Here is a 19,101-nt window from a genome sequence, read left to right on the forward strand (position 1 = left end):
ATGCTCAGTGCCATTATCCGTTTCTCCCTGACTCAAAGGCTGTTTACCCTGATAACAGCGCTGCTGCTCTGTGGTGCCGGCGCCTATTCCTGGTTGGGGCTGCCGCTGGACGCCTTCCCGGATATCTCGCCGACCCAGGTGAAAATCATCCTCAAGGCTCCCGGCATGACAGCCGAAGAGATAGAAGCCCAGGTGACAGTACCTGTTGAGACTGAGCTACTGGGGATCCCCAAGCAGGCGATACTGCGTTCCACCAGCAAGTATGCAATTACCGATATCACCCTGGACTTCAACGAAGGCACAGATATTTACTGGGCCAGACAACAGGTGAGTGAACGCTTGGCGGCGGTATGGGACAAGTTGCCCGCCGATCTGGAAGGCGGCGTTGCCCCCATGAGCACCCCGCTCAGTGAAATCTTTATGTTTTCGCTGGAGAATCCCTCGCTGTCGCTACTGGAGCGCCGTCAGTTGCTGGAATGGGAAGTCAGGCCGCTGCTGCGTACCGTGCCCGGAGTCGCCGATGTCAACATTCTCGGCGGTTTTGCCAAGACACTGCAGATCACCCCGGATCCCGTCGCTCTGGCTCAGGCCGGTATCAGCCAGGAAGAGTTGATAGCCCGTATTGAGAGCAACAACAGCAACACGGGTGCCGGACGCATCACGCTCGGGACAGATAACCTGACGGTTCGCACCGAAGGGCGCATCGACTCGCTGGAGGCCCTGCAACAACTGGTGATTGCCACCAATCAGGGCGGCAGCTATCGCCTGCAAGACCTTGCAAAAGTCGAAATAGGTCATCTCAGCCGCTACGGCGCCGTGACCCGTAATGGTGAAGAAACCACAGAGGCCTTGATCGTCGGCCTCAAGGATGCCAATACCGATCAGGTCATCAAACTGGTACGGGAAAAGCTGGCCCAGATAGAAAAAACTCTGCCTCCCGGCAGCCAGCTGAATGTGTTCTACGACAGGGCCAACCTGATAGATACAGCCATAGGCACCATTTCAGATGCCCTGTTTCAGGCCGTGGTATTGGTTATTCTGCTGCTAGCGCTGTTTCTCGGCAATTTGCGCGCTGCATTGGTGGTATCACTGTCGCTGCCGCTGGCGGCGCTGGCCACCTTTATGCTGATGCGTTACTTCAATCTGTCGGCCAACCTGATGAGTCTCGGCGGCCTGGTGATCGCCATCGGCATGTTAGTGGACTCCTCCGTGGTGGTGGTGGAGAACATGGTCAACCAAATTGCCGGCGGCAAACGCCTGCCCAGGCTGCACCTCATCTACCGCGCCACCAAAGATGTGGCCGTGCCTGTGGTGTCCGGCACCCTGATAGTGATCATAGTCTTCTCACCGCTACTGACCCTCAGCGGCCTCGAAGGCAAGCTGTTCACCCCAGTGGCTATCACCATAGTGTTTGCCATGCTGTCGGCACTGGCACTGTCGCTGACGGTGATCCCCGTGCTGGCCTCCTATCTGGTCAATGAAAAAGCGGCCAACGAACCCAAGGCCATTGGCTGGCTCAAGGCGCGCTACCTGCTCAGTCTGCAGTGGGTGTTACTGCACGGTAAGGCTTTTTGCGCCACGGCACTGGTGGCACTGGTACTGAGCCTGGGGCTGTTTACTCAGGTGGGTAAAACCTTTATGCCGACCCTGGATGAGGGTGACATTATTCTGCAGTTGGAGAAGTCCCCGTCGATTTCGCTGCAGGCCTCGCTGGCACTGGATACTCAGATAGAGCAGCACCTGCTGACCACTGTACCCGAGATACGCCAGTTGGTCGCCCGCACCGGCGCCGATGAGCTGGGTCTGGATCCCATGGGACTGAATGAAACCGATGTTTTCATGGAACTTAAACCCGTGGAGGAGTGGCGCTTTGCCAGCAAGGAGGAGCTTATTGATGCCATACGCACCGAAGTGCTCAAGTTTCCGGGGATCAATTTCAACTTCACCCAACCTATCCAGATGCGGGTCTCCGAGATGCTTACCGGCAGCATAGGCGATGTGGCGATTAAAATTTTCGGTGAAGATCTTGAGACGCTTTCAAGATTGGCCAGCGAGACAGCACACCTGACCAGCGCCACTCGCGGCAGCCAGGATGTCAAAACCGCCATGACCGAAGGCAGCCCCTTTATCAACCTCCGTCTCAAGGAGGGTTTGGCCCGCAGTTACAACATGAGTGCCGATGAATTTGGTCGATATCTCAAGAGCCAACTGGAAGGCCTGGCCATAACTGAGATAATCCAGGGCAAGAAGCGAACTCCCGTGCTGATCGCCCAGGCAGCAGATGGCATCAACAGCCTGCCGCAACTGGAGCAAAGGCTATTGGTGATGCCGGATGCCAGCCTCAGGCCCCTTGGTGAACTGGCGCAAATAAGCTATCGCGAAGGGCCAATACTGATTGAACGCGAGCAAGGCAACCGCTTTGCCGTGGTCACCACCAATGTCAGCGGCCGCGATATCGTCGGCTTTGTCGAAGAACTACAGGGCAAGCTGGCCGCTGAGCTATCTCTGCCCAGCGGTTACAGCCTGAATTTCGGCGGCGAATTCGAGAACCAGCAACGGGCGACCCGTAACCTGCTGTTGGTGGTGCCCGTGGCGCTGATGCTGATCAACCTGATCCTGTTCACCACCTTCGGCAATATTTCCAAAGCCTTGCTAATCCTGGCCAACGTCCCCTTTGCCATGATGGGCGGTATCTTCAGCCTGTTTATCTCGGGCGAATACCTGTCGGTGCCGGCCTCAGTGGGCTTTATCGCCCTGCTGGGGGTAGCCGTGCTCAACGGCGTGGTGATGGTCAGTTACTATGAACAGTCGCGGCATCTGTTTGCCAGCCTCAGTGAACGGGTCGAACAAGGTGCCGCCCGCCGACTGCGGCCGATTCTGATGACGGCCACCACCGCCATGTTCGGCCTGATCCCGCTGGCCTTTGCCACCGGGCCCGGCGCCGAAATTCAAAGGCCGCTGGCAATCGTGGTCATAGGCGGGCTGATCACCTCCACTATCACCACCCTCTATTTGTTGCCGCTGCTGTATCAAACCCTGGAGAAACGCCAATGAAACAACTCTTGGTGCTGATAGTGCAGCACAATCTAAAAGACGATGTGGTCGACACCCTGATGTCGCTGGACTACCTCTCCGGCTTCAGCCTGATCAATATCTGTGGCTTCAGCCGCGAGCACAGCCACTTCAATCTCAAGGAACAGGTGGAAGGTTATCGGGAATTCTACAAGTTCGAGGTGATGCATCCGCAAGAGTCACAGCAGGCGCTGCTGCAAACCCTGGCGGAGGTCTGCCGCCACAACCCCTGCCGCTATTGGATAGTACCGATAGCGACAGACGGCGTGCTGGGTCAGGACTGACGGGGTTTAAGCCAATACTGGCCGGCAATAGCCAACAGGCAATAACCGAGGAAGAACCAAAAGCCCGACTCCAGGCTGGCGTGGGTGTGAACCAAATCGCCCATGCCGGCCGAGGCGTTGCCGGCCATATAAGTGATAATAAGTGCCACCACAAATACGTCGGCCATGGACCATTTGGCGATGGCCGCGGTAATACTGTCGATGATCTGCCGCACCTTACTGGACAGCGGCGCCTGAGCCAGCAGCATCAGCCCCAGCTTGCAGGCCGGCACTATCACGGAAAACAGCATCACCAGCGCCGCCACCAGGTTATTGCCGTGTTGATGCAGCTCGGTCACTGTGCCCCAGATACTGCGGGTCTTGTTGAACACCTCCATTTCACCTTGAAGGTTGTTAAGCCCCAACATACCGCTAATCATCGCCAGCATTCCCCTGGCACTGTCGCGCCCGGAACCATCACTGACGGCTTCGGCAATCATGTCCAACCCGGCTTCGGTCAGCTCGGCCTTTTCTACCGTGCCGCTGACAGTCAAAATAGGTTGAGTCACCCCGGGGATCAGCAAGGCCAGCGACAATAATAGGGTCATGATAGGTAAAATTCGGCGCATCGGGGTCACTCCACAAACTCAACAAAAAGGCCCACCACTCGGCGGGCCCATCAGTTTACCCAGTTTACCGCCAGATCAATAGAAGGGCTTGGGGTCGACATCCAAAGAGCTGGGCGATACACCTCTGTCTATGTTGAGATCCGACTTTTGCAGATCCACCATGGTCACATCGGTATATCGCTTAAACTTCAATGAATAGAAGCATTTGACTATGGGGTGCAACACATCCCTGTCTTTGGATTCCCAGACTATGCCCACTCGGCCATCGGACAGTTGCACCAATGAACCGACCGGGTAGACACCGATACAACGAATAAACTCATACACCAGGCTCTCATCCAGATGAAAGGGCGTCAGACTGAGCAGAATTTTAAAGGCAGCTGCCGGGCTCATCGCCTCTTTATAGCAGCGGGTGGCGGTAAGGGCATCATAGATATCCACGATACAGCTCATACGCCCATGCAGCGGCAATGCATCTCCAGTCAGGCCCTGTGGGTAACCACGACCATCGAGTTTTTCGTGGTGCATCAGGCACACATCCTTGCTCACTTGAGACAAGCCCTTGGCCTGTTCCATAATCTCGATGGCGTAGACTTGGTGCAGCTTCATGTGCTCAAACTCTTCCGGCGTCAGCTTGCCCGGCTTGTGCAGTATCTTGTTATCCACCTTGATCTTGCCGATATCGTGGAGAATACCGCCGATGGCCAGCTGCCTGAGCATCTCGCGATCCAGCTTGAGATATTTACCAAAGGTGATCAGCAGGAAGGCAACATTGACCGAATGTTCCAGTAAGTAGGCATCTTTGGTTCTCAGCGCCGATATGCACTTCATCGCATCAGAGTCGAGCATCACCGACTCGATCATATTGTCTGCCAATGCCGCAAACGGCTCGACTTCTATCGCCTTGCCTTCGAAGGTTTCACTGAGGACTTTACGCACCAAGCCCTTGGCTTCTGTCAGTAGCTGTTTGGCCTGACCTCTTGCCAATTCAGGATTAACCGAGGTTTTACGAGTATGGTTATCGCAAACGGGGCGCTGTTTTTTCAGGCCGCAGTTGTCGCTGGAACGCTCAACATCAACCCAGACAAAACGGATGCCGCTGTTGCTGAGTTGAGTGATCGCCTGACGGCTCCTGATCTGGCCGGCATTGGCGACAGCTAACCGGCCATTGTTCTCAATGGCCGACACATACATGCCTATCCCCAATCGGGTAACGGGCAACTTCAACAGGGCTGCTGTCGGAACCGCATCAGTCATTCTTTCACTCCGGCAAATGCTTCTGTCCTCATCCGAACAACGTTTGTCAGGGGTTAACGACTCTCCAAAAAATGTCACTCGGCTTTGCCGTATTCTAGAAGCCAAATCCGGAAATGCCTATGCACCTAAGGGGGTAAAGTTTGCCTTTATGATGCCAATCTCACTCAGGTATAGGGCCAAGACACTGAAAACCTTCACTCAACCAACGGCGATACTGACAGTTGTAACAGGAGCGGGTTATATCGTCTATCTGCTCGTCTTCGTCGTCTTCGGCAAAACAAGCACATTGGATGGCTACCTCGCGGGCAGCCTGCAGATTGCTGTTGCCACCGAGAAACAAACGTTTACCCTGCTTGAGTTCAAACCATTGCTGCATTCAGAACTCCTTCAGTTCCTGTTTACCGGCATTGTGCCACTCGGCGCCACGTTTGCTGACCAGGAGGGCAAACTTGTGTTCGGCCCACACGGCTTTAACCTTGCCGCTAAGCCAGACAGAGTCGGTTTCCTGCAACCATTCACCTGTGGTAGTCAATACGCCATCCAGCTCAGAGCGCTTTAGTATGTCGGCAACGCCAAAAGGCGCGGCTTCATCTGTCTGACCCAATTTCAGTTGGCCTTTCACCCGGCCATCATTACCTGTAAGCCTGAGCCCAAGGCCCGCCAGAGCGCCGATAACGCCCTGCCCTGTGCCGCCGTGCTCGCTGAGACTGATACCCAAGTGTTTAGCCAAGCCGTAGGCTTGTTCCTTGGTCTTGACCTCTTGCTTGGCCTCACGGCCAAAAGCCATCAGCACGTCCTGACCGCTGAAATCGGCCAGAGACAAGAGCGCCAACCCAGGGTCGGCCGCGCTGGCAGACTCCCTGAGCAAATGAGCTATAGCCAACTCACGGATCGCCTCTAAGGTAAGCTCACCGCGATAACCAAAGCACATGGCACTATTGTGGGAAGTGTAAGGAATATCCGGATGCACATAGAGCTGATGCCGGGTCACCAGGGAGGTTTGCCCGCCTTGCTGGGTCAACAATTCAGCTATCTCGGCAGCTATCTCGCCGGTGCCTTTGGTGCCAATATCATCGGTATCGTCTATACAAATCAGCCAATCTTTCATCAATAAACCTTAATCAATCTGTCTGGGTATCTTTGTGGAGGAGATCGTGAGCCTTGAGGCGTCTCAAAACGGGAGGCACCAACAGGGCCCCGACTATGGCAAAGGCTCCACCTTGTAAACACTTGAGACCAAAGCGCACCAAGGCCACCTGTTCACTCATGCCCACCAGCAAATCCTCTACCAGCCCTTTAGCGGCCCAGGCGATACAGCCCACCAATGCCAGGGCGATGAAACGCCAGCGCAAGTTGAAAGCATTGGCCAGCAGCAGAAGCGCCAGGTCCATCGACACAGCCGGAACCACAAATTTGAGCAGAATAAGCGGGCCGCCTTTGCCCACGCCCAAGGTCATGGCAACCACTCCGGCCAAGGCGCCGCAAGCTGTCATGGCGCCCATGCGTCCGACAATGCCGTAACAGGTGAGATAGAAAAAGCTCATCAGCAACATAGAATGTCCCGACAAGCCGAGTTTCAGCCTGAGCATACTCTTGACTGCCACCAATAAGGTGGCACAAAAGCCGATGAAGAGCGCATCCTGCAATTGAAATCCTTTGATTTTATTTGTTGCCATGTTCGCTCCGGTTGTCCTGCCAATGGGTCGGCTTGGAAGTGTGGCCAAAGTGGCGACTCTTGGCGGCAAGCGCCATCTGTTTGGCCAATTTAAGCAGTTGGATCAAGAGGGGGAATAACACACAGTAGGCCAGTTCAGGCCAGTTGCGGGGGTTGAGCAGTTGCTTGGGCGCAATTCGGGCACCACGCAGCCGCTGCAGTTGGTAGATCTCGGCGATCTCCTGGGTCATAAAGGGCAGCAGACCTATAGAAGCGGCCACCACGAAGGCCCATTTAGCCGGCATGACCAGGCATAACACCTCACCGATCCGCTCCGGGCGCACGGTAACCGATAGCCACCATCCCGGCAGCAGCGCCAGGGTGATACGGGCCACCGCCAAGGTACCTTGTCCCAGCTGCTCGCCGCCATGCATCAGTGCATACAGCCCCAAAGTAAAACCGAGTTGCAGCAGAACAAAACGGATTACCCCGCCTATGGCACCGCGCTGCAGCATGCCATGAACCACCAAGATCAGATTAATGGCCGCCAGCCAGGGAAGCTGCGCCTGAGGCAAGAGAAAGGCTGCCGATGACAGAGTCACTACCAAGAACAAGGCCGTGGCACTGCCCCACAAACCTAAATCCAGCCCCTTGGGAGAAGCACGGCCGTGGCGCCGTCCTTTAACCCACACAGGCAACCTCCTCTGGGGCAAACTCGATTTCCAGTTGGCCTTGTTGCAACTGCCACAGCTGACTACAAGGTAACCCCGGCAGGGGTCTGTGGCTGGCAATCACTATGCTGCCGCCCTGTTCCCGCAGATAGTTGAGTATCTGCCAAAGCTGCCCCAGATGTTTGCCATCCAACCCCGCCAAGGGGTCGTCCAACAGCATCAAGCTGGGGGTTAAACAAGCGATAGAGGCCAGGGCAATCAAGTGCTGCTGCCCATAGGAAAGCGTATGGGGCGAGCTTTGGGCAAGATGCAGCAAGTCGAGCTGCTCAAGCAGGCTCTCGGCCCGGGACAGCGGCAGGTCGAAGCGGCGCAGGCTGAACTGCATCTCCTCTATGACTGTGGCTTCAAACAACTGACGGTTGGGGCGCTGCATCAACAGGCCTAGCATGGGGCCATAGGCACCAGGCTTGGGCTTACGGCCAAAGACCCGCAGTGGCATCGACGCCACCGCGGGTTGAATACCGGCTATCGCCTTCAGCAGGCTGCTCTTGCCCGAGCCGTTGTTACCCACCAGAGTAACCAGCTCACCGGCGCCCAAAGACAGGCCCTGCTGACACACAAACAGGGGCGAATGCCCCTGATAACGAAATTCAAATGAAGTGGCACTGACCAGTTCCCGACTTCGGTCCGGCTCCAGGCGTTTCAAATGGCTGGCGGATTCGACCCGGTAACTGCCGGGTAACAGGCGCCCTTGGTCCAGGTACCAGAAGTGTTCAACAACTGAGGAAAAAGCCTGGGGATTATGCTCCACCAGTACCACAGCCATACCTTCCGCCAGCAGGTTACGGATTACTGCCAGCAGTTCATCGACACCGGCGTCATCCAACTGCGCCCAAGGTTCATCCAACAGCAGTACCGCAGGCTCACTCACCAACTGGGCAGCGATCATCAGGCGATATTTCTGTCCGAGAGACAGCTTGCTGACTTGAGTTTCCAGCGAGACAAACAGCCCCACCCGGCGCAATGCATGCTGCACTCTGGAGATCATCTGGCCGCTGGGCACACCGAGGTTTTCCAAGGCAAAGGCCACTTCGGCCCCGACGGTCTGGCGCAGTATCTGCACCTGGGGATCTTGCATCACCAGGCCCACCAACAACCCCTGACGGCGGAAAATGCCGCCTTCACAGGGACGCCGTTGCAGCCCGGCAAGCAAAGCCAGCAGACTGGATTTACCCGAACCCGTGGGACCACTGATGCAGTGGCAGGAGCCGGATTCTATTTTTAGATCCAGATCCCTCAATATCAAGGGCTGCAAACAGCCATGATTGAAATTGATCCCTTCGAGTTCGAGTAAGCGCATTATCAGATCTGCCAGTTAATCCCAACAAAGACTTGTCTACCTGCCTGAGGCAGAGAATCGCTCTGATAGTAGTTCTCGTCCAGCAGGTTGGTGGCTCGTAAATAGAGCTCTAGCTTATCTTTAAGCAAAGGCTGTACCAGATTGATGTCTACCAGGGTGTAATCATCCAGTGATTTCTCCTGCCACACCTTCTGACCGCCGATCTTCTCCTGCTCGTAGTAGTTCTGATCCATGATGCGTTCCACATTCAGGTGGATTCGGGTCTCGGTAGGCAGCTTGTAACCCAGTTGGAAGCGCAGCTGGTGCTTGGGACGATAGTCCAGACCATCAAAACCTGTGCTGCTGTCTCTGTCTTCGGCATGCAGATAGCTGTAACTCAGGCTCAGATCCAGATTCTCTATGCTGTTATTGGACAGCACAGTATCCAAACCCTGGAAGCGATAGTTGCCCATGTTCTGATACATGCCGCTGGCATCTTTGGCAATGTAATCATCGGCATCTGTGTGATAGAGATAGAGTTGCAGCTCGGTATTCATACCCAGGCCTTGCTCCAGTCCCAACTCAACATGCTTGGAGATTTCCGTCTCCAGTTCCTGATTGCCTGAAGACAGGGAGTACAGGTTGCGCATGGATGGGAAACGCACCTTCCGAGCCACACTCAGGCTCAGGCGGGTATCGTCAGCCGCTTGCCAGAAACCTGAGGCCAGCGCCGAGTAATCGTTCTCGTTGCCTTCGGTCTTGTCCATATCGTGGTAAGCGCCGCCCAGAGTAAAGCCCCAATCGCCTTCCGACTGGAACTGATACTCGGCCGCCGCAGTATAAACCCAGGCCGAATCATCGAAAGACTCACCGCTGCCACCACCTGAGCCATTACCGCCACCGGAACCTGTACCACCACCTGAGCCGTTACCGCCGCCTGAACCAGTACCACCACCTGAGCCGTTACCGCCGCCTGAACCAGTACCACCACCTGAGCCGTTACCGCCGCCTGAACCAGTACCACCACCTGAGCCGTTACCGCCGCCTGAACCAGTACCACCACCTGAGCCGTTACCGCCGCCTGAACCAGTACCACCACCTGAGCCGTTACCGCCGCCTGAACCAGTACCACCACCTGAGCCGTTACCGCCGCCTGAACCAGTACCACCACCTGAGCCGTTACCGCCGCCTGAACCAGTACCACCACCTGAGCCGTTACCGCCGCCTGAACCAGTACCACCACCTGAGCCGTTACCGCCGCCTGAACCAGTACCACCACCTGAGCCGTTACCGCCGCCTGAACCAGTACCACCACCTGAGCCGTTACCGCCGCCTGAACCAGTACCACCACCTGAGCCGTTACCGCCGCCTGAACCAGTACCACCACCTGAGCCGTTACCGCCGCCTGAACCAGTACCACCACCTGAGCCGTTACCGCCGCCTGAACCAGTACCACCACCTGAGCCGTTACCGCCGCCTGAACCAGTACCACCACCTGAGCCGTTACCGCCGCCTGAACCAGTACCACCACCTGAGCCGTTACCGCCGCCTGAACCAGTACCACCACCTGAGCCCTTGGCTGCTGCAACCTTGCTGCTGCCGGACTTGGAGGAACCTAAGCTTTCGGCTACCGCTTCCCAGCTCTGCTTTTCAGCAATCACAGAGGTGGTCAGGATACCCGCGGTGTCGAAGTCGGTGATCAGCTGCAGGTTTGCCCCCTGTACTTTGGAGCGGCCGTCCTGAGACTGGGTCAGCTCAGCGTAGCTGTTGTCACCGTACACGGTTTCATAGGTGTCGCTCTGGTTGTGATAACCAAAACCCCGGAAAGTGAAAGTATCATTGAACTTATGTGCCAGACCCAGCTGGAAAGTCTGTGAATCATAGTCATCGACACGCTCAAACTTCACCCGGCCGCTGCCGCTGCCATCTCTTGGTGGCTTGCCCCACTCGCCTGAACGCAGCGCCATATTGGCAATGAGTTGAGTATTGTCACTTAGCCAATAGCTGCCTTGGGCGTACAGATTGGTCAGCTCTTTATCTGCGTTGTTGCGCTGATATTTATCCTGATATTCAGTAACTTGATAGTCAGAAGACATGGGAAAACCATCAGTGTGCTGATAACCGGCACTGATAAGTCCCTGCCAGTTGTCGCCCGAGCCGGCGGCACTGATATCACCCTTGAAGGTATCGTCCTTGGACAATTCCAGGTTGCCGGATACTGCCGGCGCGCTGTCGCCACGCTTGGTGATGATGTTGATAACACCACCGGCGCCGCCTGGGCCATAGAGTACTGAAGTCGGGCCAACGGAGACTTCGACTCTGGAAATCTGGCTGGTTGGGATCACGCTGGGATCAAACTGACCATCATCGGCACTGTTGGCCGGTACACCGTTGACCAACAGGGTCACGTGGCGGGTTTTGAAACCACGGATATCCACCCTTGGCGTACCCTCGCCGCCGTAACGTACGTAAACACCGGGAACATTTTTCAGCACTTCATCCAGGCTTTGGGCACCCAAGGCCTTGATTTCATCTTCGGAAATGCTCCAACTTGTAGTGGCAACTTCAGTGGCGTTGGCACGCTCACCGTGCACCACTATGACGTCCATTGCATTGTTGACCAGTGGATCGCGTTCGATAGAGGCCGCATTGGCCTGCATGGCACAGCCCAACGCCAGTGCGAGGGCAGAGAGTTTTACCGGGATATGGGACATAAGGCTCTTCTGTCATTTCTGATTGGGATTATCCAGGCTATTCTGGCGCCGCCCAAAAAAGCTACAAGCTCAGTGACGGTAAAAACCAATACAGATCGACAAATTAATACAAAGGGAGTAGATAACAGAGTCTGTCGCGGACAGATTGTCCCATCAAGACAATTTGCCGAGCAAAAATGTCCACTCGTGTCACATTAACCTAAGCTGATTAATGGGATCATGCTACACGTCACACAGGCCAGTCCGACGGCTTGACACTCAAGGTGTGGAACTTTAGTTTGTGTTAAAGATACTGTTAGCCGGACGCTTTCTGCTTCCGGATCCCTTTGTTTGGATGTTCGGAGCTCCCCTTGTCTGCACTTACCCTGCCTCAGGCCATTTCGTCACTCAAAGACAAGCTGTGTCAACTGGCCAAGCTGACGCCAGCAGAGCCTATTGTCCAATTGGCCGCCGAGGTACAGGCAATTCCACTGATCTCCTGGCTGGCTTCCCAACCCAGCTATCCCAGAATTTATTGGCAAGGAAGAGACAGACTCGAGGAGGTTGCCGCCATCGGCTGCTGCCTGGATTTCCGCTTCGAAGATGAAGTCACAGACGAGGCCCTGGCCGAAATTTATGAAAAGCAGCGCGCCTACTCCAGTAATCAGGAGATCCGCTACTACGGCGGCGTCGCCTTCGACCGCGAAATCGCCTCCTGGCCCGAGTTTGGCCGCGCCAGATTCCTGTTACCCAGAATAGAGCTGAGACGCAGTTCAGATCATTTCCGCCTCTTGGTTAACCTGAATCTGGGCCAGGCTGACAGGCAAGCGGAAATCGCCCAGGCACAAGCCGCGCTGGATGCCTTGGTCCCGGCCCGCCCCATGACGCCACCGACCAAGACAGAACAGCTGTCACGCAATGACAGGCCCGACTATCCACGCTGGAAGACACTGGTGGAACAGGTGACCGCCCCCAGATTCAACCAGGACACGCCCAAAGTAGTGCTATCGCGCCTGACTCAGCTGCAAGTGAAAGACACTCCGGATCCCTGGCAGGTGTTGGCCAGTTGGCAAGGGCGCAACCCCAACAGTTTTCAATTCGGCTTCGAATTCAGCCCCGAGCGCAGCTTTATCTCCTGTTCGCCCGAGCGTCTCTATCGCCGCCATCAGCAAGAGCTGTATACCGAAGCACTGGCGGGCACCACCATTCGCGGCCTGAGCCCGGAAGAGGATGAACTACTGGCACAGCAGCTATTGGATGACAGCAAAAACAGCCATGAGAATCAGCTGGTCAGGGAGCATATTGTCAAGGCACTGACTCCGCTGAGCCGCTATGTTGGTGCCGATGAGACACCGACCATCTTCAAACTCAACCATATTCAGCATCTGCACAGATCGATTCGCGCCGAGCTACGGCACGGGGTAAAAGATTTTCAACTGCTGCAGGCCTTGCATCCGACACCGGCCGTCGGCGGCCTGCCACGGGAATCGGCCATCAGTTTTCTGCGCCAACGGGAAGGTTATATGCGCGGCTGGTATGCCGGGGCCTGCGGTTATCTGAATAAATATGAGAGTGAATTTGCGGTAGCCATCCGCTGCGCCCTGCTGGAGCCTGGCTGCATCAATCTGTTTGCCGGCGCCGGCATAGTCGCAGGCTCAGACCCGGAAGCCGAATGGCAGGAGCTGGAAAACAAGCTCGCCACCATAATGTCGATTCTGCTGGATTTCTAGGGTGATGGCTGTTCCTGTATCCTCAGTTGCAGCTGCTCCAGGCTCTGCTGTTTAATCTCCGCCAATTCCCCGGAACGCTCCAACTGTTCAAAGCCTTGGTCGAACAAGGCCTTCAGCTCGAGCCCTTTGGGATTATTGGCGAAGGCAAAATAAACATCTGCCCGTAGCACATCCTCAATAAGCACCAATCTTCTGGGCTGTTCCAACTGTGGCAACAGCGGCAAGATGTCCGGCTTATAGTCGAGCACGGCATCGATTTTGCCTTCATTCACCTTGCGCAGCATCTCCAGCAGGCTGCTGTTTTCCTGATAGAGCATGGGTACCTGGGTCAGGGTAAAAAAACGATAGGCGATCAAAGCCCGAACCTTTCTATGGGTCAAAGACACCATGCCCTGCCATACACTGGCCAACTCAGGGGTTACTGCGGCATCTATCACCTCGGTTTCTACTTTATGAGCACTGAAAATCCCCTTGGAGATATCCCCCAGATAAAGTCCCAACACCATGTCCACCTGTTCACGCTCCAGCATGTAGAGGGAGCGGGGAAAGGGAACAAACTGGATTTCCAGTTGCCATTCCGGCTCGGGAAAGACCCTTCGTAACAGCTCAAAATAATAGCCTTCGCCATTGGTTTCGGTATAGCCACCCCAACTGGCGGTAGCTATCTGGATCTTGGTCGGTTTGGCAATGGCCGGCCAGACAAACGTCAATAAGGCCAGCAGCAGGCAGCAGATTCGATTCATTTAACTCTCCTGTCTTCCCTTTCAGTGTAGAGTAGCTTTAAGGAAGGTGCGAACAAGTCCCATGCCTGCCCTGCATAGACTTAAACGCCCAAATACAGGAACTTCCTTAGATGGGTTGGACATTTTTTACACTTCCCTCTTGTCAGCCGGATTATGGGCTCTATAATGTGCGCCCTTTCGGTCTAACCGAAGATGCGGGTTCCCTCACCCCGCCCAGCCAACTAAAAAGGTCACAATATGTTAATGTTAACCGGCGCGCAGCTCAAACGCGCACTGATCCTCTTGGTCAGTTTTCACATCCTGATTATCAGTGCCAGTAACTATCTGGTACAACTTCCGTTTCAGCTATTCGGCTTCCATACAACCTGGGGCGCCTTCAGCTTTCCTTTTGTCTATCTGGCAACCGATCTAACGGTACGGATATTCGGCCAAGCTGCCGCCCGGCAGATCATCTTCAAGGCCATGCTGCCGGCCTTGTTAATCTCCTATGCCATGGGCGTATTGTTTCATCAAGGTAACTTTCAGGGGCTAAGTGCCCTGTCGGACTTCAATACCTTTGTATTCCGTATCGCCTTTGCCAGTTTCGCCGCCTATCTGGTGGGCCAGCTGATGGATATCGCAGTATTTGCCCGAATTCGCCGCCAGTGTGCCTGGTGGGTCGCTCCGGCAGCCTCAACCCTGGTAGGCAACCTGGTGGATACTCTGGTGTTCTTCAGTATCGCCTTCTTCGCCTCCAGCGACCCCTTTATGGCCGCCAACTGGCCGGAAATTGCCGCCGTGGATTACAGCTTTAAACTGTTGGTTAGTCTGGGGCTGTTCCTGCCCGCTTATGGTGTGCTGCTGCGGGTACTACAGGACAAGATCTTGCAGACAGAAAACCAGCAGCAATTCTCCTGATGCATTCAACTGGCCAGACCTGTTATAATTTTGGCCAGTTTTTATCCCGCAATCTGTGACACGTTGCGGCCCGTTGAGAGAATAATGATGTACTCCATTGAAATCAAAGCTATTACTGAAATAGACCAGCAACAGATCGACGAGATCATGGCCTTGAGTGCTCAGATCCCCGAGTTTGATTCCAGCTACCAACAGCAAGAGTTCGAACGTCGGCTGACAGGCAATGCCTGTTTGTTGTTGTTGGCCTTTGTGGAAGGTGAATTGGCGGGATTCAAGCTGGGTTATGCTCTGGACGAGCAGTGTTTTTACAGTTGGTTAGGCGGAGTATTACCTGATTATCGCAGCCTGGGGCTGGCGCGCAGCATGCTGGAAGCGCAGGAGCGTTGGGCCACTCAAGCCGGTTACAAGCAGATCCAGGTCAAGACCCGCAATCAGTTCCGTTCTATGCTGAATATGCTGATCAGCCATAAGTATCAGGTGGTGGACTTCCGCGCCGAGCCTGGACATATTGCCGACAACCGTCTCTATCTTGAAAAGAGCATGTTCTAAGGAAGTCTTGCAAAGGACTTGGGCCATTTGCTGCAAACCACGCCTTGCCTCCAAGCCTGTTAGCCGACGCAGAACATAGATGGGGCTTGTTCGCACCTTACCTAAAAAAAGAGCACGCCAAATGGCGTACTCACAAAGACTGCAGGGAAGCAGTTCTTAAAACGCTTTGCTGATACCTATCACTAACCTGTCATCGAAGATCTCAGTCTGGGTACCATAAACCTTGTGATCTGATTCAACCGTACTGCCGTGGTAGCGCAGATCCAGGTTGAAACCATAGAACTCCTTACTGACCCCCAGATTCCAATGTCCCCATCCTTCGGCACCATTGCCGCTCAGGTCTTGATAACCGACAGAACCGGAAACCTTGATACCGTTCTCGAAACTATAACTTGGGTGCAGCGCATAGTTGACCCCGTGCCAACCATCGACACCGAACCAATCATCCACAGTCGGCGTCACTTCCAGTTGCAGATGGGCCCGACCGAAAGACTTGCCGAGTTTCAGCCACAGCTCTGTGTAGTTGGAGTAGGACGCGCCTGGATAGAGATAAGAGAACAACATGACATCATAGGTGAAACCTGAATCACCCAATTCACCACTCTTGCCGATGAAAGGCGCAGTGACTATCTCAAGATTGGGGTCGGCAAACTTGATGTTCGAGGCAAATACCCCGGCGTACCAACCGGCATCATGGTTCCAGCTGAATGTGCCCTGGACGACAGGCACATCGCCATCCAGGGTTTCCGATTCGCCACGGAACACATAGTCAGAGGCAAAGGTCAGATTGCCGGCAAAACTGCCACCGGCGAAACGGGGAGCTTCGTCTGCCAGCAGCGTTGAACTGCTGCACAGCAGCAAACTTGATAAAAACAGCTTATGAGTTGGGTTCATCTTTATCCACCAGAGCATGATTATTGTTAGCCCGGATAGTAAGAAGAAGTTATGAACAGGGTTATCTAGGTGAATGAACCGTGAAGGAATAAATGTGAACAATTATGAATGACTGCGACGGAGCCGCAGTCATGGCGACTTACTCGAAGCCTTCTGGACGCTTCACATACTCGGGGATCTCCAGCAACATGTTACCCCAGTAACCGAACAAAGCCTGATAAATAAAATCTATAAAAATTATGTATTTACGAGGCAAGTAGGCCCGTTTTGGATAAGACAGCAACAAGGTGTTGTGTTCCATGGGAAAGTCTTCCAGCACAGCCACCAACTCTCCCTTTTGCAAGGCCTCATCGGCAATCATCGGCGGCAGACAAGTGATCCCCAAGCCGGCAATGGCCGCTTCCCGGGCTAAAGTGATATTATTGACCTTAAGCTGCACCTCAGGGGTGATTACCTGCCATTCATTACCATCAAAAATCTTCCAGCAACCGTCATTGATAAGCTGGATCCCGCCCTGCTCTATGCCCTTGTGGTGCCAAAGATCATCCGGGGACTGAGGAGTACCATGACGCTTAAGGTAATCAGGGCTTGCCATCAAGGTGGTGCTGGTCTTCACCAGTTGATAATGCTGCAGACGTGAGTCTTCGATGCCGCACAGGTGAAACAGTATGTCTATCCCTTCTTCAACCATATCCACCTTGCGATTAGTCAGCTCAGCTTCTATGGTAATATCCGGGTATGCTTCAAGAAAACGAGCAAATACCGGGCCGAGGAATAACTGCCCCATCTCAATCGGGCAGACTACTCTCAGATTGCCCTTGACCCGCTGTTGATTGGCACTGAGCTGCGCCTCGGCATTTTCCAGATCCACCAAAATCTTGGTGATCTTGTTGTAATACTCAGCGCCGGCCTCGGTTAACCTCAATGCCCTGGTGGTTCTGAACAGTAGCTGAACACCGGTCGCCTTTTCCAACTCTGCGACTTTGCGACTGACGGTAGTCTTGGTTAGCCCCAACGCCTTGGCCGCGCCGGTAAAGCTGCCTTGTTCAACAACTTGAGCAAATATTTGTACCCTGTTTAGATCCATTTATTGTTGCACCTGTGGGACAGTGGGTTTATTTCTATATGACTAATCAAATTATAGTGACAGTAGTAGAATACTCGCCTCGCGGTGGAGGATCCAGCATGGTGCAGAGAAATTTCTGCAGTTTAGCCTTGGGTCACCCAACCATAAAACGCTTGCAGCAGTTGGGAAAGCTGTCTTTGCCTCCAGAGCAAAACAGTATATCTCCTATACAGGCAAAAACGAGATTTGGATACATAAGTTGTTGAATTCATAAATCTCACAACTAAATGTAAATAAATGGCAATAGTGTCGTTTATTGATTAAAAAATTTTCATTCATTTACACTTTTCGCTTATCCTGTAGCTTGTTGAGACAGAATGCTTGTGCGATAAATATGGGTTCGAAAATTTTGCTGGCGAACTGCGCCAGGAAGCCTGTCGTACGAGACATTTTCCCTTCCCGGCAAGCAGATACTGATTAGGAGTTATCATGCGGCATGTATTAAAAGTTGCCTCAGTTGTAAGTATGGCGTTATGGGTGACGGCCTGTGGGTCGGAAACTGAAAAAGCCACAAGCAATCAGGCGGCCCCCGCTATGGAAGTCAGTGTCCTGGAAGTCAAGTCGGCTCCGCAGGCACTGCAAGTGCAACTGCCTGGGCGCAGCATAGCTTTCCTTGAAGCCGAAGTTCGGCCTCAGGTCAACGGCATCATTCTGAAACGCAGCTTTACCGAAGGCGGCGATGTGAAACAGGGTGAGTCACTGTATCAAATTGACCCTTCCACCTATAAGGCATCTCTACAGAGCGCCAAGGCGGATCTGGCCCGCGCCGAAGCGGCTCTGGCATCGGCCAAGGCAACTCAGGCCCGTTATCAGGAACTGGTCAAAACCAAATACATAAGTAAAGAAGAATACGATAAGGCAGATGCTTCCTATAAAGAAGCGCTGGCAGCGGTGGAAGTGGCCAAGGCGGCCATCAATACTGCAACCATTAACGTCAACTATACCGAAGTACAGGCGCCTATCTCAGGTCGTATCGGTAAATCCAGCGTCACGGCCGGCGCTCTGGTGACCGCCAACCAGGCTCAGCCACTGGCGACCATCCAACAACTGGATCCCATCAATGTGGATATAGTGCAGTCCAGTACCCAAATGCTGCGTCTCAAGAGCATGTTGAAGGCCGGTAAACTGCAGGCTTCCGATGATGCCGAAGTGACTCTGCTACTGGAAGATGGCTCTACTTATGATCATAAGGGTCGCTTACAATTTGCCGAAGTCAGTGTCGATCAGAGTACAGGCTCTGTGACGCTGAGAGCCGAGTTCCCTAACCCGGAACATACGCTGCTGCCTGGTATGTATGTGCGCGCCATCCTCAACACAGGTGTCGATCCTCAAGCGATTCTGGTACCGCAAAAAGCCATTACCCGTAGTCCTAAGGGTGAGGCTGTAGCCATGTTGGTGAATGGCGAAAACAAGGTAGAAGCTCGGGTGATCAAGACTGCCGATGTCATCAATCACCAGTGGCGGGTAACAGAAGGACTCAAGCCAGGTGACAAACTGATTGTCGAAGGGCTGCAAAAAATCCGTCCCGGCATGCCTGTGACGGCTAAACCCATGACAGCAAACCAGCAATAACAGGGCGGAAGT

17 protein-coding genes are annotated in these 19,101 nt (G+C 54.2%); 6 read left to right on the forward strand and 11 right to left on the reverse strand.

Annotated features, from left to right (window positions below; translation table 11 throughout):
• Both CX650_RS04050 and CX650_RS04055 read left to right on the forward strand, forming a co-directional pair.
• Positions 1-3,054 carry an efflux RND transporter permease subunit gene (locus CX650_RS04050; RefSeq protein ID WP_101095084.1) on the forward strand — a complete coding sequence of 1,018 codons (3,054 nt, stop codon included), beginning with the start codon at positions 1-3 and terminating at the stop codon, positions 3,052-3,054.
• Positions 3,051-3,356 carry a DUF3240 family protein gene (locus tag CX650_RS04055; protein ID WP_025009174.1) on the forward strand — a complete coding sequence of 102 codons (306 nt, stop codon included), beginning with the start codon at positions 3,051-3,053 and terminating at the stop codon, positions 3,354-3,356. The genes CX650_RS04050 and CX650_RS04055 overlap by 4 nt, the downstream gene beginning before the upstream one ends.
• Here the strand turns inward: CX650_RS04055 and CX650_RS04060 are convergent.
• From CX650_RS04060 to CX650_RS20295, 8 genes are all read right to left on the reverse strand, one after another.
• A complete protein-coding gene (locus CX650_RS04060; RefSeq protein ID WP_101095085.1) occupies positions 3,347-3,964 on the reverse strand; it encodes a paraquat-inducible protein A in 618 nt (205 codons plus the stop codon). The two genes, CX650_RS04055 and CX650_RS04060, sit on opposite strands and share 10 nt — an antisense overlap.
• Positions 3,965-4,039: 75 nt before the next feature.
• Complete coding sequence (locus CX650_RS04065; RefSeq protein WP_101095086.1) at positions 4,040-5,221, reverse strand: cyclic di-GMP phosphodiesterase; 1,182 nt, start codon at positions 5,219-5,221, stop codon at positions 4,040-4,042.
• 160 nt (positions 5,222-5,381) lie between these two features.
• Positions 5,382-5,597, reverse strand: a complete 216-nt coding sequence (locus CX650_RS04070; RefSeq protein ID WP_039034601.1) for a hypothetical protein — start codon at positions 5,595-5,597, stop codon at positions 5,382-5,384.
• The gene (locus CX650_RS04075) at positions 5,598-6,329 is read right to left on the reverse strand and encodes a DNA-binding protein (protein ID WP_039034600.1); all 732 of its coding nucleotides are present in this window, start codon (positions 6,327-6,329) and stop codon (positions 5,598-5,600) included.
• Positions 6,330-6,342: 13 nt separating this feature from the next.
• Positions 6,343-6,897: a hypothetical protein gene (locus CX650_RS04080; protein ID WP_037436264.1), complete on the reverse strand. Its 555-nt coding sequence runs from the start codon at positions 6,895-6,897 to the stop codon at positions 6,343-6,345.
• Complete coding sequence (locus CX650_RS04085; protein ID WP_093981781.1) at positions 6,884-7,567, reverse strand: energy-coupling factor transporter transmembrane component T; 684 nt, start codon at positions 7,565-7,567, stop codon at positions 6,884-6,886. Before CX650_RS04085 ends, CX650_RS04080 begins: the two co-directional genes overlap by 14 nt.
• Positions 7,557-8,906, reverse strand: a complete 1,350-nt coding sequence (locus CX650_RS04090) for an ATP-binding cassette domain-containing protein (protein ID WP_025009166.1) — start codon at positions 8,904-8,906, stop codon at positions 7,557-7,559. Before CX650_RS04090 ends, CX650_RS04085 begins: the two co-directional genes overlap by 11 nt.
• 2 nt (positions 8,907-8,908) lie before the next feature.
• Complete coding sequence (locus tag CX650_RS20295) at positions 8,909-11,599, reverse strand: TonB-dependent receptor plug domain-containing protein (protein WP_101095087.1); 2,691 nt, start codon at positions 11,597-11,599, stop codon at positions 8,909-8,911.
• Positions 11,600-11,949: 350 nt separating this feature from the next.
• On the opposite strand from CX650_RS20295, the gene CX650_RS04100 reads away from it, so the two are divergent.
• Positions 11,950-13,308 carry an isochorismate synthase gene (locus tag CX650_RS04100; RefSeq protein ID WP_025009164.1) on the forward strand — a complete coding sequence of 453 codons (1,359 nt, stop codon included), beginning with the start codon at positions 11,950-11,952 and terminating at the stop codon, positions 13,306-13,308.
• On the opposite strand, the gene CX650_RS04105 is transcribed toward CX650_RS04100, so the two are convergent.
• On the reverse strand, positions 13,305-14,051 hold the full coding sequence (locus CX650_RS04105) for a substrate-binding periplasmic protein (protein ID WP_189484315.1): 747 nt from the start codon (positions 14,049-14,051) through the stop codon (positions 13,305-13,307). The two genes, CX650_RS04100 and CX650_RS04105, sit on opposite strands and share 4 nt — an antisense overlap.
• A 237-nt stretch (positions 14,052-14,288) precedes the next feature.
• Here CX650_RS04105 and CX650_RS04110 point away from each other — a divergent pair, with 237 nt between their 5' ends.
• Together CX650_RS04110 and CX650_RS04115 are read left to right on the forward strand one after the other, a co-directional pair.
• Entirely contained in the window at positions 14,289-14,948 is a 660-nt protein-coding gene (locus CX650_RS04110) for a 7-cyano-7-deazaguanine/7-aminomethyl-7-deazaguanine transporter (RefSeq protein ID WP_101095088.1), read from the forward strand.
• Positions 14,949-15,032: 84 nt separating this feature from the next.
• Positions 15,033-15,497 carry a GNAT family N-acetyltransferase gene (locus tag CX650_RS04115; protein ID WP_308428155.1) on the forward strand — a complete coding sequence of 155 codons (465 nt, stop codon included), beginning with the start codon at positions 15,033-15,035 and terminating at the stop codon, positions 15,495-15,497.
• Positions 15,498-15,653: 156 nt separating this feature from the next.
• Here CX650_RS04115 and CX650_RS04120 read toward each other — a convergent pair whose 3' ends face one another.
• A complete protein-coding gene (locus CX650_RS04120; RefSeq protein WP_101095089.1) occupies positions 15,654-16,391 on the reverse strand; it encodes a TorF family putative porin in 738 nt (245 codons plus the stop codon).
• A gap of 139 nt (positions 16,392-16,530) precedes the next feature.
• Positions 16,531-17,478 carry a LysR family transcriptional regulator gene (locus tag CX650_RS04125; protein WP_039034591.1) on the reverse strand — a complete coding sequence of 316 codons (948 nt, stop codon included), beginning with the start codon at positions 17,476-17,478 and terminating at the stop codon, positions 16,531-16,533.
• Between the two features lie 468 nt (positions 17,479-17,946).
• Here CX650_RS04125 and CX650_RS04130 point away from each other — a divergent pair, with 468 nt between their 5' ends.
• Positions 17,947-19,089, forward strand: coding sequence for an efflux RND transporter periplasmic adaptor subunit (locus CX650_RS04130; RefSeq protein WP_101095090.1), 1,143 nt, complete (start codon positions 17,947-17,949; stop codon positions 19,087-19,089).
• Positions 19,090-19,101 lie beyond the last annotated feature (12 nt).

The sequence above is a fragment of the Shewanella indica genome, from assembly GCF_002836975.1.
GTDB lineage: Bacteria > Pseudomonadota > Gammaproteobacteria > Enterobacterales > Shewanellaceae > Shewanella > Shewanella indica.

Bases quoted from the DNA above. Each gene is read 5' to 3' on its own strand.
- CX650_RS04050 (WP_101095084.1), top strand. From the start codon at position 1: ATGCTCAGTGCCATTATCCGTTTCTCCCTGACTCAAAGGCTGTTTACC.
- CX650_RS04055 (WP_025009174.1), top strand. From the start codon at position 3,051: ATGAAACAACTCTTGGTGCTGATAGTGCAGCACAATCTAAAAGACGAT.
- CX650_RS04060 (WP_101095085.1), bottom strand. From the start codon at position 3,964: ATGCGCCGAATTTTACCTATCATGACCCTATTATTGTCGCTGGCCTTG.
- CX650_RS04065 (WP_101095086.1), bottom strand. From the start codon at position 5,221: ATGACTGATGCGGTTCCGACAGCAGCCCTGTTGAAGTTGCCCGTTACC.
- CX650_RS04070 (WP_039034601.1), bottom strand. From the start codon at position 5,597: ATGCAGCAATGGTTTGAACTCAAGCAGGGTAAACGTTTGTTTCTCGGT.
- CX650_RS04075 (WP_039034600.1), bottom strand. From the start codon at position 6,329: ATGAAAGATTGGCTGATTTGTATAGACGATACCGATGATATTGGCACC.
- CX650_RS04080 (WP_037436264.1), bottom strand. From the start codon at position 6,897: ATGGCAACAAATAAAATCAAAGGATTTCAATTGCAGGATGCGCTCTTC.
- CX650_RS04090 (WP_025009166.1), bottom strand. From the start codon at position 8,906: ATGCGCTTACTCGAACTCGAAGGGATCAATTTCAATCATGGCTGTTTG.
- CX650_RS20295 (WP_101095087.1), bottom strand. From the start codon at position 11,599: ATGTCCCATATCCCGGTAAAACTCTCTGCCCTCGCACTGGCGTTGGGC.
- CX650_RS04105 (WP_189484315.1), bottom strand. From the start codon at position 14,051: ATGAATCGAATCTGCTGCCTGCTGCTGGCCTTATTGACGTTTGTCTGG.
- CX650_RS04110 (WP_101095088.1), top strand. From the start codon at position 14,289: ATGTTAATGTTAACCGGCGCGCAGCTCAAACGCGCACTGATCCTCTTG.
- CX650_RS04115 (WP_308428155.1), top strand. From the start codon at position 15,033: ATGATGTACTCCATTGAAATCAAAGCTATTACTGAAATAGACCAGCAA.
- CX650_RS04120 (WP_101095089.1), bottom strand. From the start codon at position 16,391: ATGAACCCAACTCATAAGCTGTTTTTATCAAGTTTGCTGCTGTGCAGC.
- CX650_RS04125 (WP_039034591.1), bottom strand. From the start codon at position 17,478: ATGGATCTAAACAGGGTACAAATATTTGCTCAAGTTGTTGAACAAGGC.
- CX650_RS04130 (WP_101095090.1), top strand. From the start codon at position 17,947: ATGCGGCATGTATTAAAAGTTGCCTCAGTTGTAAGTATGGCGTTATGG.